At 38.3% G+C, this 13,732-nt stretch carries 11 protein-coding genes; all 11 read left to right on the forward strand.

Annotated features, from left to right (window positions below):
* A partial coding sequence (locus tag B7E07_RS09875; RefSeq protein ID WP_176215164.1) for a transposase occupies nt 1–402 on the forward strand: 402 nt, incomplete at its 5' end.
* A gap of 472 nt (nt 403–874) precedes the next feature.
* On the forward strand, nt 875–3,952 hold the full coding sequence (locus tag B7E07_RS09880) for a GNAT family N-acetyltransferase (RefSeq protein WP_080845706.1): 3,078 nt from the start codon (nt 875–877) through the stop codon (nt 3,950–3,952).
* Between the two features lie 477 nt (nt 3,953–4,429).
* A complete protein-coding gene (locus B7E07_RS09885; RefSeq protein ID WP_080845707.1) occupies nt 4,430–5,287 on the forward strand; it encodes an amidohydrolase family protein in 858 nt (285 codons plus the stop codon).
* A gap of 80 nt (nt 5,288–5,367) precedes the next feature.
* On the forward strand, nt 5,368–6,210 hold the full coding sequence (locus B7E07_RS09890; protein WP_080845708.1) for a DegV family protein: 843 nt from the start codon (nt 5,368–5,370) through the stop codon (nt 6,208–6,210).
* Between the two features lie 171 nt (nt 6,211–6,381).
* Complete coding sequence (locus tag B7E07_RS09895) at nt 6,382–7,047, forward strand: HD domain-containing protein (RefSeq protein ID WP_176215165.1); 666 nt, start codon at nt 6,382–6,384, stop codon at nt 7,045–7,047.
* The gene (locus B7E07_RS09900) at nt 7,028–8,911 is read left to right on the forward strand and encodes an ABC-F family ATP-binding cassette domain-containing protein (RefSeq protein WP_080849156.1); all 1,884 of its coding nucleotides are present in this window, start codon (nt 7,028–7,030) and stop codon (nt 8,909–8,911) included. The genes B7E07_RS09895 and B7E07_RS09900 overlap by 20 nt, the downstream gene beginning before the upstream one ends.
* Before the next feature lie 87 nt (nt 8,912–8,998).
* Nucleotides 8,999–10,123 (forward strand): conserved virulence factor C family protein, encoded by a 1,125-nt coding sequence (locus B7E07_RS09905; protein WP_080845710.1) that lies wholly within the window; start codon nt 8,999–9,001, stop codon nt 10,121–10,123.
* Between the two features lie 104 nt (nt 10,124–10,227).
* Entirely contained in the window at nt 10,228–10,662 is a 435-nt protein-coding gene (locus B7E07_RS09910) for a BrxA/BrxB family bacilliredoxin (protein WP_080845711.1), read from the forward strand.
* Between the two features lie 68 nt (nt 10,663–10,730).
* Entirely contained in the window at nt 10,731–11,519 is a 789-nt protein-coding gene (locus B7E07_RS09915) for a class I SAM-dependent methyltransferase (protein WP_080845712.1), read from the forward strand.
* A 400-nt stretch (nt 11,520–11,919) separates the two neighbouring features.
* Nucleotides 11,920–13,095 (forward strand): LL-diaminopimelate aminotransferase, encoded by a 1,176-nt coding sequence (locus tag B7E07_RS09920; RefSeq protein WP_080849157.1) that lies wholly within the window; start codon nt 11,920–11,922, stop codon nt 13,093–13,095.
* A gap of 12 nt (nt 13,096–13,107) precedes the next feature.
* Nucleotides 13,108–13,707: a YpjP family protein gene (locus B7E07_RS09925; RefSeq protein ID WP_080845713.1), complete on the forward strand. Its 600-nt coding sequence runs from the start codon at nt 13,108–13,110 to the stop codon at nt 13,705–13,707.
* The last annotated feature ends 25 nt before the right edge of the window (nt 13,708–13,732 follow it).

The raw sequence follows: 13,732 nt of genomic DNA on the forward strand, positions 1-13,732 counted from the left end.
GCAGGAATATATGTGTGTAAGGCTGGCCATTTGGCGATCCAAAAGAAATTTGAAGAAAGAAAAGGTCAAGATCGAAATCCAAGAATTAAATATTTATTTGATACGAATAAATGCAACACTTGTCCCTTACAAGAGGGCTGTTATAAAAAAGGAGCGAAAACAAAATCCTATTCTGTCACAATAAAATCGACAGAGCATAAAGATCAGGAAGCATTTCAAAAGACGGTTAAATTTAAAGAGCTATCTCGAAATCGATATAAGATTGAGGCTAAGAATAGCGAATTAAAACATGCACACGAGTATGAAACAGCGAAATCCTCGGGTTTATTTGGCATGCAAATTCAAGGGGCAACCACCATATTTGCGGTAAATATAAAACGAATTCTAAAGTTAATAAAGTAAGAAAATGGACAACATAGTCCAAAATTAAGGGATTCAGACAAAAATAAAGCCAATTTCTTTCTAATAATAGACAGAAATTGGCTTTTTTATCTTTATAAGATTTTACCAGGTTAAAGAAAAACGAAAAACCTTAAGAAAATCAGTGCCCTCAGCTTTTGCTCCGAGGAGGCTCAACTCTGTGATCCCGAGAAAAAACAGGGTTCGCAGCGCAGGTGGAACGGGCTCATCTAATATCAGAACGAAAACTGTAATTATTCGCATTTAGGGGAAATATTTTTATTATGTAGTAGCCGTTTGTAATTGTGTAATAATCAGAATAATGTTTACAATTTTAATGTGAACAGCTAGTATGAAATAGGGAAATCATTCCTATTATTAAGAAGGAGGAGAAGCTGATGAATATTTCATCTGTTCAAAAATCGGAAAATGAGGAGAAAAGACAAGAAGTCACCTAGCTTAGGAGGATAAGAGAATGAACGTGAAAACAAATGAGATTGTGATTACCGAATATAGAGAAGAGCATGCTGCCCAAGTAGCGAAAATGTGGAATCTGAGCAGAGATAGCTGGGGCGGAGATTCAAGAGTTACAACTGCGGAAGATGTCAAAACAAAAGAAGAAAACTCCGGCAATATTACACTTTATATAGCGATGGACCAGAATGAGGTTGTTGGATATTGCGGACTCTCTAAATACAGGGAAGATACCGGTGCTCTTTATATACCTCTTTTAAATGTACGTCCAGATTATCATGGCAAAAAAATCGGTAAAATGCTATTAATGAAAGCCATTGATAAAACGATAGAATTAGATTATCCCCGGGTCGACTTATTTACATGGCCGGGAAATTTGAAGGCAGTTCCACTTTATAAAAAATGCGGGTTTTTTTGGGAAGATCGGGATGATACTACACATTTAATGAACTTTATTCCTTCCGTACTTAAAATACCGGTTTTAAAGCCATACTTCGCAGAAACAGATTGGTATGAAGCGAGTACGAGAGTAATAGAAGTGAAGCCGGATGGAGTTAAGAGAAACGGATTTTCTTTTTATGAATATGTATGGAATAGTAATGGTAAAAACGTGCGTGTAACTTTTGAGAGAACAGGTAGAGGGATTTCTGCAATTGATACAGAAGATTTTTCGGTTGAAATTGTATTGCCATCACATGAAATCATAGAAGGGCAGTCTGAACAAGTGGAGATACATCTGAAAAACAAAAGTGGAAACTCTTTAGAGGTTCAGGCAGAAGGCATCAAAAGTGAACGTTCAGCCATTCAATTATCTTCAAATGTAAATGTAGCCGATGAGGCAATTATAAAAGGAACAGTGGTTCTTGCAGCTGGAGAGGAACCTAATATCTGGAAAACGCATCCGGTGGTTCAAGCAGAACTGAAAATTAACGGTGAACCCTGTTTGTTATCGCTTGGTGTATTTCCAAAACAGCCGGCAAAAATCACTGGAAAATCAACTATGAATCTAGCGTTTCAAAATGAGTTATCTCATTTTGAATTAGAAGTAGAGAACAGTTTGCCGGAACAGGCAGCGTTTACTGTTGAAATTGGTGAAGAAAATCATGTGGAACTTAAAACAAATCAATTTGTGCTGGAATTAAAGCCAAAGGAACGAGCGCTATTAACGGTTCCTTATATTATGAAAGAATATGGGTTCTACCAGCCGGACATTAAAGTAAGAGTTGTCAAAAAAGATGGCACTGTTCAATCCTTCCTGCATAATGAAGTGGGTTTCGGTCTAAAAGGCTTCGGAAAGAAATTTGCCGGGGAATCTAAAAAATATTGGCATTTATATAATGGAATAAGTCAAGTGAAAATAAGCAAGCAAAATTATTCGACTGCCGCTGGAAGAGATGAATTAATTGACCAGCCTTTTGCTTTTTTTATTCCAAAGCTTGGAAAGCCATATTCTTTTGAATTTTCAAAGCAAAAACCCATCTCTCTTGAATGGATTCAGGATGAGGCGAGTATTACCTTGAAAATGACATTTGTTTCTGAAGATTTTGCTGGAATACAGCTGGCTGTCTATACATCCTTATTTGGTGAAGGTATCGTAAAGAGATGGGCTGAAATAAAAAACAGCCATTCTGAGATATATCATCATTTATTCCTTCAGCAAGCAAATTATCATGACCTTGAAAACGCCATCTTCCCGCTAAAAAGGGGAATTACGAAGTTTTCGAGAGTAAGAGAGCTGGAATATGGTGATCTTCATAAAGGAGATCTGCAGGAAAATTGGTATTTTTGTGAGCATGAAGAGATGCCAATTGGCCTTTCTTGGGCTGACGACTGGAAGGCGAATCCAGAAGGGTGGCAAATGCAGCTGGAGTTCCATATAGAAAAGCTTGTCCCAGGTGAACAGGTCGAATTGCCAGCTATTTTTCTGGCAATGGGTACATTTCATTCCTGGAAGGAGCAGCGTGATTTCGCCCTGAAAAAGAAAGTGAACAACCAGCAAACTTTACTATTCGAAAAAGATATTACCATAAATAAGGGCAATCCAGTTGTTACTCTTGGCAAAGCAGACATCGTCTTAAAAACTGCCAGAAATAATTACCTGAACGGCAAATGGAATATGCATGTGAACGATACGCTTGTTTTAGTAGAAAAGCTGACTGAGCAAGATGAGAAAACAGAGGTCGGCTCTACACTTCACCTTAAGGATCATATAGGCATTCAAATCGTAAAAGGAAGTCTGCTTAGTGATCATGAAGAAATTAGCTTTGAAGAGCTGATCTTTGCAGCAGGTGGGAGTGTCCACTCATCAATCGAAAAAGGTGAACCGTATGACACCTACGTTCTTCACAATGAATTCATTGAATTGAAAGCATCGCCAGATTTCTATGCTGGCATTTATTCGCTTAAGATGAATGGAAAGCAGTGGCTGCACAGCTCTTATCCGGATTTAATCGCAAAAGGCTGGTGGAATCCGTGGGCGGGAGGATATAAAACCATTCCTTCAAATGTTAGCCTATTTTCTCTGCAGCAAGCTAAAAGTGATGCCAAATTTGTGGATCTGACTGATTCGTATGGTAATAAATGGAGATCTTTGGCGATACGAACGGCATTTGAGCAGCATGATACGTGGGGGAATTTTCAGTTCACACAATATTTTGCATTGCTTCCTGGTGTGCCGGCAGTTGCTCATTTTGTGCGGATTAATGATCAGAATGGGAAATCAATCGCAGGAGAAACCTGGAATACAGATGTCTTTTTAACAGGGGATCAATTGACTGATCTTGCTGTGCATTTGCCTGATGTCAAACAGCAGATATTTAAAGCTGGTATGGAAGAGATGTCGATCTTTATGCATGATGGCAGCAGTATAAGCTCGAATGGCCGGGAAGAAGCATTATATGTACTAACAGCAGAAGAACAGAGTGCAGCAGAAGCTTATTTAAATAAGGAAGTTGCTGAATTAACCTCATCACAAAAAGCAGCCGCGGTAACTGCGCCAATGTTTATGATATTCGATCACCGTCCTCTTTCAGCAAATAGTTTTGAAAAGCTGCGAGGAATTTCATTTTTTAATAGTTAATATCAATTCTGTCCCTTAAAAGATGGTTATTTAATAAATAAAGCATGTAATACGTGAAAAAGGCTATAAAAAGAATGTGGGACATAAGTATTCAGCATTGTGATAAATCTAAATGATTAGTAAACAACTTAATATAATCATTCGGTTTACTAGTTATTATTTTTATAATATATCTTTCAAACATGAGTGAAATGGAGCGGAGGACCTTCGACTCCTGTGGGCAATAGAGGAAAAGGTGAGACCCCGCAGAACTTTGCTTCGAGGAGGCTCAGCTTCCTCCCCACGGAAAGCGAGGGTCCGCAGCGCAATGGAACGGGCTTCTTTAAATACCTAAACCATGACATTGAACTTTCATGTGTTAGATATATTTTTTTCTTTTTGTCCCACCTCTTCTTTCAAAAGCCATATGTTATGGTATTAATTAGAACGTTCAGTTACTATAATAAAAGCAAACATTTTAAAGTTAAAGGAGTACATATGAAAATCATTGACGCACATATACATTTTTCGGATGTAAAATCTTTTCATCATACTGCCGCTGAGATCTCTAAAGTGGATTATTCTTATGATGGCTATATAAATGAATATAAAAAAGCGAACGTTGTGTTAAGCATCGCTATGGGGCTAACGGAGACAGATAAAATGGGTTTCCCTGACCATGAGGCTGTAACGCCAATGGGCTTGGATTTAGGAGATGCTTTGCCGGAACAGATCGTATATTGTGCAGGAATAAATCCATTTGATTTGGATGAAGCTGCTTTAGGCAGACTTGAGCAGGAACTGCAGCATCCAAGAGTGGTTGGGATTAAAATCTATCTTGGTTATTATCCTTTTTATGCATATGATGAGGTATATGAACCGGTATATAAGCTTGCAGAAAAGTATGGAGTACCGGTCGTGTTTCATACAGGCGACACATATTCAGAGCGAGGGCTATTAAAATATTCTCATCCGCTTGCAATTGATGAAGTAGCTGTAAAGCACCGAAATGTGCAGTTTATGATGGCTCATTTTGGAGATCCATGGACGATCACTGGTGCAGAAATCATTTATAAAAATTCGAATGTATATGCCGACTTATCTGGGATAATTGTTGGTACTGAAGAGGAACTGAAAAAAAGAAGCGAAGGCCGTTTCTTAGATCATTTAAGACATGCTCTTGTGTTCGCTGATTCCTATGATAAGCTGTTATTTGGAACTGATTGGCCGCTTGCTCCGGTTGGTCCATATATCCAATTTATCAAAGATTTAATACCGGAAGAATATCATGAAGATGTATTTTATAATACAGCTGTAAAGCTTTTTCCAAAGATAAAACCATTTCTAAAAGAATAAGAAGTAAGGCCGTCAATCACTGACGGTCTTTATTTAAATGATTGTACATATATTATGGAAAAAGGGGGCAGAAGATCGAAATGAAAATTGCGTGGGTAACAGACAGTACAGCTGCAATGGATGACGTAATGCAAAACCATCCGGATGTGTATATTGTTCCAATTACGATCCTGTTGGACGAGCAAGAATATATTGATGGAGTGGACCTTACACCGGCAGCTCTTTATGAAACGTTAAAAAGTATAAAAGCAGTACCTAAAACCTCTCAGCCTTCTATCGGAACGTTTCAGCAGTTGTTTGAAAAGCTGGGGGAGACATATGATGCCATCATTGCTGTACATCTCTCTGAAAAATTGAGCGGGACCGTTTCTTCCTGTAAACAGGCGGCAGAACTTGTGAAGATTCCTGTTTACACAATTGATTCTGGGCTGATATCATATCCGCTTACGTGGTTGGTGAAAAAAGGAATGCAGCTTGCTGAGCAAGAATTGCAGCCAGAGCAGATTACAACAAAACTGGAATCATTAAAACACGAGAATGAATTATATGTTTTAATAGGAAGCTTGGAACAGCTTCATAGAAGTGGACGGATGAATGGCCTGCAATTTTTCCTAGGGAGCGTGCTTCAAATTACCCCAATCATCTCGCTGGAACAGGGTCAATTAAACACGAAAGAAAAGTTGAGAAGTAAGAAAAAAGCACAAGAAAAAATGATGAATTATTTAAAGGCAGCATATGAACAGCATGAACTGAAAGAAGCATTTATACTTTATGGATTGCACAGGGAAATAGCAGAAGAATGGAAAAGGACAATCGAAATGGAGATTCCCGGTCTAGTGCTGAACTGTTACCCGTTAGGAGCTGCAGTTGGACTTCATGCAGGCGAGGACACACTTGGAATTAGCTGGTTTAACAAGCAATAAACGTATAGAGGCTAAAATATTTATGATGACAACCATATATCTGAAACCGAGCAATTAGCAGCTTTCAATAATACGCTGTCTAAAGGTTCGGCTTTTTTGCTTTTCACATAGTTAGGCTTCTTTTATTTATATGATAATATGTATTATAGCAGGATGAGGAGGGGCACAAGTGTGGATCAAAGAGAGAGCATAAAAAAAACGGAGCTTTTTGTGCAGCAAGTCATGCAGGAAGACTGCACGGGGCATGATTGGTATCATGTAAACAGAGTACGAGATACGGCAAAATATATACATAAACAAGAAAACCTTGGAGATTTGTTTATAATAGAAATGTCTGCGCTTCTGCATGACGTGGCAGATGAAAAACTGAACAAATCAAAAGAAGCAGGAGAAAAAAAGCTGAACAGCTTTTTACAAGAACTTTCTTTGCCTTCTGAGATCTCAGAAGAGATTATCAATGTCATTGCAGGCATTTCTTATAAAGGCGGAAATAATCAGCGTCCTTTGACTATAGAGTCAAAGATTGTACAAGATGCAGATCGGCTGGATGCTTTGGGTGCTTTAGGAATAGCAAGAACCTTTGCATATGGGGGATCTAAAAATCAGCCAATTTATGATCCTGCTTTAACCGTTAGAAATAAAATGACTGTGGAGGAATACCGGCAAGGAAAATCCTCTTCCATTAACCATTTTTACGAAAAGCTTTTAAAGCTAAAAGAAGGGTTAAATACACCAGCAGCCATAAAAATAGCGAATGAACGCCATCATTTTATGGAGACTTTTTTACAGCAATTTTTTAATGAATGGAATGGTTCTTATGAAAATGATTTCTCTTGAAAATATATATAAATCATATGGTGAAAAAGACTTGTTCAGCGGCATTGATTTTACAATTGCTGAAAAAGATCGAGCAGGATTGATCGGAGTAAATGGTACAGGGAAATCCTCACTTTTAAAGATTGTTGCAGGTGTTGACTTGCCTGATTCTGGTCATATAACAGCGCCAAAAGATTATTCAATTGCTTATTTGTCTCAGGAACCAGATTTAAATCCTAATTTATCTGTTTTGGAGCAAGTCTTTGCGGGAGATGCACCTGTTTTGAAGCTGTTAAGAGAATATGAAGAGACACTGCTGAAGTTAAATGAAAATCCAGAAGATCAGAACGTTCAGGATAGACTGTTTCAGCAGCAGAAGCAAATGGATGCTTTGAATGCCTGGGAAACGAGTACAAATGCCAAAACTATTTTAACAAAACTTGGAATAGAAAATTTTAATAAGGCAGTTGGAGAGCTTTCAGGCGGGTTGAAAAAACGAGTTGCGCTCGCACAGGTCTTAATTCAATCACCTGATTTGCTTATTCTAGATGAGCCGACAAACCACCTGGATTATGAGTCTGTTAAATGGCTGGAAGATTACTTAAGCAAATACCAGGGAGCCTTATTAATTGTTACGCATGACCGTTACTTCTTAGACGCTGTAACCAATCGGATGTTTGAGTTAGAGGGCGGTAAATTATATGGCTATAAAGGCAATTATGCAGCCTTTTTAGAAGCTAAGGCTTTGCGTGAGGAAAATGAGCAGGCAGTCATTGAAAAGCAGAAAAATTTGTATCGCCGTGAGCTTGAATGGATTAGACGAGGTGCAAAAGCACGAACAACTAAACAGAAAGCCAGAATCCAGCGATTTGATAAGCTTGACGACGAGCTTTCCTCTGTAAGAGCAAATGACAAGCTCGATATGTCGCTGCTGGGAAGCAGGCTTGGAAAACAAGTATTTGAGTTTAAAAATGTGACCAAAACATACGGTGAAAAGACGATTATGAATCATTATGATCTTCTTATTAAACCTGGTGACCGAATTGGCATCATCGGCAGAAATGGAACTGGAAAATCAACTTTCCTGAATATGCTTGCCGGAAATATCGCACCTGATACGGGAGAAGTTCAGGTAGGGCAAACCGTAAAAATTGCCTATTACACGCAAGAAAGTGAAGATATGGACGAAAATAAACGCATGATCGAATATCTAAAGGAAACAGCTCAGGTTGTTGAAACATCTGACGGCAAAACAATCTCTGCTGCACAGATGCTTGAGCGCTTCCTTTTCCCTCCATATTCACATGGTACGCCAATTCGAAAGCTCTCTGGCGGTGAAAAAAGAAGGCTGTATTTATTAAAGATCCTGATGTCAGAACCAAATGTCCTTTTGCTAGATGAGCCTACCAATAACTTGGACACTCAAACATTAACGGTGCTAGAGGATTATCTCGATGATTTTTCAGGAGTGGTCATTACTGTTTCCCATGATCGATATTTTCTTGATAAAGTGGCAGAACAGCTTATCGTTCTTCGAGGCAATGGTGTCATTGAATCTATCTACGGAAATTATAGCGATTACTTAGAAAGAGAAAATCAAAAACAGCCTGTAAAAGAAAAATCAGATTCAGAAAAACCAAAACAACAACAGGAAAAGCCAAAGAAAAAGAAGATGACATTCAAGGAAACAAAAGAATGGGAAGAAATTGACGGCAAAATTGAGGCCGCGGAAGCTCGTTTAGAAGAAATAGCAGCAGAACTTGCTAAGACGGGCAGTGATTTTGAAAAAGCCCAGTCTTTAACACAGGAAAGTGATGACTTAAATCAGCAGCTTGAATATTTTATTGAACGATGGAGTTATTTGTCTGAGATAGCCGATCAATAAATGAACGTAAGCATTCTGTATGAACTCAGAAGATTTGCTGTGATAAAATAAGTCTACATGCAGATCAAGTGATAAAGGGTGATACTTTTGAAGATAAAAGCGATTGAACCAACACCGAGTCCGAATACAATGAAAGTCATACTTCATGAAGAACTGCCAATGGGTAAAAGCCATAATTACAAAAAGGATCATAGTGAAGGTGCTCCCCATGTGATTAAGCAAATCCTGGAGATACAGGGAATCAAAGGGGTATATCATGTTGCTGACTTTTTAGCAGTTGAACGAAATGCGAAGTTTGACTGGCAGGAGCTTCTTCAGCAGGTTAGAGCGTGTTTTGGAGAAGAAACAGAAGCAAATCAAAATGAGCAGCGTATCGATGAGCATTACGGTGAGATCAACGCATTAGTGCAAGTTTATAAAGGCATTCCAATGCAAGTGAAATTAACAAATGGGACAGAAGAAAAGAGATATGGTTTGCCAGAAGCATTTGTTCAGGCTGTTGGACAAGCACAAAGTCCAGATGATAATGTTGTAGTAGTACGGAAGTGGAAAGAGTTAGGCGTTAGATATGGTGAATTGGACGCAATTGGAAAAGAAGTAGTAGAAGAGCTTTTAGCCGCTTATCCTCAGAAAAGATTAGATGTACTAGTGGAAATCGCCAATAATCCTGAACAGCAGGAACAGCTAAAGCAGAAGGAAAAAGGCAAGGTTACACTGGAGGATTTAAATGATTCAGATTGGCGTGTACGCTATCAAAAGCTGGAGCAAATGGACGATCCTGAATTAAATGACTTGCCTGTACTTGAAAAGGCATTAACAGACGAAAAAGCATCTATCCGCAGATTGGCAACCGTATATTTGGGCATGATTGAAGATCAGCAGGTACTTCCTCTTCTATATAAAGCCTTAAACGATAAAACGGTTACGGTCAGAAGAACAGCAGGAGATTGTCTCTCCGATTTAGGGTTTGAAGAAGCAGCAACTGCTATGATAGAAGCGTTAAAAGACAGCAGCAAACTTGTCCGCTGGCGTGCCGCTATGTTTTTATATGAAGTAGGCGATGAACAAGCGCTGCCGGCTTTGAAGGATGCAGAAAACGACCCTGAATTTGAAGTGAGTCTGCAGATCAAGCTGGCCATTGAGAGAATCGAAATGGGCGAAGAAGCTAAAGGGTCTGTTTGGAAGCAGATGACAGAGTCAAGAAAATCTTAAAACAAGATCTTAAGAAGCATTGTCTGGTCTCATTCACCAAATTTCACATTAAATTGATTATATAGTAAAATGAATTGCAATTCTAAGAAGGAGGCATTACAAATATGTCAATGGCCTATGAAGAATATATGAAGCAAATGGTAAAACCGATGCGTGAAGAATTAGTCAGAGCAGGATTTGAAGAACTGTCAACGGCAGAAGATGTCAATGAATTTATGAGTCAAACTAATGAATCAGCATTAGTAGTTGTGAATTCTGTATGCGGATGTGCAGCAGGGCTTGCAAGACCAGCTGCTACGCAAGCAGTTATGAACGCAGAAAAAAAACCAGATCGTTTAGTGACTGTATTTGCTGGACAGGATAAAGAAGCTACAGCTCAAATGAGAGAATTTTTTGGTGAGATTCCACCATCGTCTCCATCAATGGCATTGATCAAAGGCGGAGAAGTAGTTCATTTTATTCACCGTCATGATATTGAAGACCATGCAATGGAAACCATTATGGAAAATCTCCTAACTGCATTTGAAGCAAAACTGTAAACGTATTGAAAAAGGATGTCCCTTGATGACATCCTTTTTCTCTTACTATAACAAGTAGGTGAAGAATTTTGTTGGTAACAACTTGCGGAAGACCAAATGAAAAGAATATCCATCATGCTAAGCAAACAGCAGAAGAGTTGGGGGTTCAATTTGTTCCCAGAAGAAAAAGATCAATTCTGAGGATACAAGAACAGGAAAATAGTGATTGTATTGTAGTGGGGAAAGAGAGACTGGAATTATACCGTCAAGCAGATCCAGAACCGTTCTTTTTCCATCCTAACTCAGCCATGTTCAGAATGAAAAGAATTCTTAGAGATGAACATGACCCATTTCTGCATGCTTGTAATCTGTCGGAAGGAAACTCATTTTTAGATTGTACCTTGGGATTAGCAGGTGACAGCATTATGGCAAGCTATGCGGTTGGTTCATCTGGTGAAGTGATGGGGATTGAGGGGAACCCTTATCTGGCTTACATTGTGAGAAATGGGTTATTAACCTGGCGATCAGGTGTTGCCGAGATGGATGACGCGATGAAAAGAATAACTGTAAAGCAGGGATATGCTTTACATATTTTGCGAACTCTCCCTGATAACCGCTACGATTGTGTATATTTTGATCCCATGTTTGAGGAAAGTATTGATGCTTCAGAAGGCATTAAGACTTTAAAGAATTTTGCTGTCTACGAACCGTTTACAGAAGAGCTCATAAATGAAGCACTAAGAGTTGCAAAACAGCGTGTGGTTTTAAAGGATCATTTTCGAAGCGAGAAATTTCTAAAATTCGACTTTGAAGTAATAAAAAGAAATAGTGCAAAATTTCATTATGGAATCAAAATAAAAAAAGGTATATACAAATAAAGGATTGTCTCGGGAGTGTTTTCCGAGAACAATCCTTTTTCACTTAAAAATGTAGGATAATTGCAGCAGCCCATTTTTGAGTCCATGTATTAATCCGCGATCGCAAGGTAAATAAAATAAGCAATCATAATAAAAGTAACACCAATAAGCACAACAGACATATCCATATGTAGCCCTCCTTTTCACTTTCCGTTTTGTTCATTCATTATTCCCTTCATAGTATGGCTATAATCATTTTTATTAATGAAATTTTAAAATTATCGCAAATTTAGAATGTTTTTTTAATCTATAACCCCTATTATTATGATAAAATAGTATAAATTATATTTGAATTGAAAATAGAGATACATAGAAAAGGAAGTTCCAGTTTATAGATTTGATGTTAGTGAGGAACAGAATGATGAATATAAATAAATCACAGCGTATGAACTATTTTCAGCAAAGCATATTCTCAGAACTTTTAAAACGTAAAAATTCAAAACTTTCTGAAGGTGTGGATATGATCGATCTTAGCATAGGCAGCCCTGATACCCCACCACCTTTATTTGTCACTCGTATGATTTCCGATTTAGCAAACGATCCGATGATGTATCAATATACTCTAAAAGGAACGGTTGAATTCCACAAGGTAGTAACAGAGAATTACCTTGTGAATTATGGTGTGCGAATGAATGAAGATACGCAAGTTGCTTTGCTAATGGGATCACAGGATGGTCTTGTACACTTACCCCTTGTTCTTTGTGACCCAGGAGATTATGTGCTTGTGCCTGATCCAGGTTACACAGCCTATGAAGCTGGCTGTAATTTAGCTGGGGCCATAAAATATCCAATGCCATTAAAAAAGGAAAATGGCTTCTTGCCCGATCTATCATTAGTGCCGGAAGATGTATGTCAAAAGGCCAAATTAATGATCATTAGTTATCCTGGCAACCCGGTCCCTGTGATGGCGACCGAAGGGTTTTTTAAAGAAGCTATAGCATTTGCAAAGAAATATGACATTGTTCTGCTTCATGATTTTGCTTATTCTGAGCTGTATTTTGAAAAAAAACCGATAAGTTTACTATCGGTTGAAGGCGGTATGGAAGTAGGAATTGAAATGAACTCACTTTCTAAAAGCTTCAGTATGGCAGGCTGCCGTGTTGCCTATGCAGCTGGAAATGAGCAAGTAATTGGCCTGCTCAGCAGTTTAAAATCAAATCTGGATTATGGCGTTTTTCATCCATTCCAAATGGCCGCTGCTAAGGCACTTCTCGATCATTCTGACTTTTTAAAGGACATGAGAAGCAGCCTGCGCAATAGAAGGGATCTTCTATTATCCAGCTTTGCTGATATTGGCTGGCATATAGACCCTCCGGAAGGTTCCATGTTTATCTGGGCTGAAATTCCAAAGGGGAATACATCTCTTGAATTTGCCTTTGAACTGCTTGAACGGGCACATGTTGTTGTAACACCTGGTAGTGCGTTCGGTGAGCATGGAGAAGGGTATGTCAGAATTGCAATGGTGCAGCCAGAAAACGTTCTAATAAAAGCGGTTCAGCAAATTAAAAACAGCGGAATACTTTCAGTAAAAGCTTAGGGGGATTCAAGCATGTCAAAATGGCTTCGTAATTCATTTATCATTCTTGTTACTCTTTTTACATTTGGGGTCGTTACTCCTGCACAAGCCGCGTTGCTATATGATAATTCATATCAGGATCGTACTGCTAAAAAGGATCACATCGAATTTCTTCATAGTGATGAGACGTATACACAGGATGAAAATGAGATCCCTTTGGCAGATGGAAAGGAGGATTTTATAAAGCAAATGGTTAAAGAAGCTGAATTACATTCGTATGAAAAATTCGGAACAAAAATTAAACCTGTGATTGAGGATGAATTTAATGTTTGTATTTTGCCGAATATTGAAGCAGCTATAGCTGAAATTGCTGAGCACTATCCAAAAGATAGTTTGAAAAAATTAACTATTTCTGAATCTCCAACTGGCGGCAGTTCTGAAAAGATTTTTCATATTTTTAATGAAGAAACAAAGGAGGACATAATCCGTTTTCATGTCAGAAGAGATCATCCCCCACAGCAGGGATATTGGTTTAATTTTCATTATCATACGTATCATGATGGTTTTCAAAAGCATCATGAATTAGGAGCCATCTATTGGGATAAAAATACACCCCCAAAGTGGATGAGTTAAAAATTGAAAAAAAACCTAATTTATG

The organism is Cytobacillus gottheilii, assembly GCF_900166665.1.
Classification (GTDB): domain Bacteria; phylum Bacillota; class Bacilli; order Bacillales; family Cytobacillaceae; genus Cytobacillus; species Cytobacillus gottheilii_A.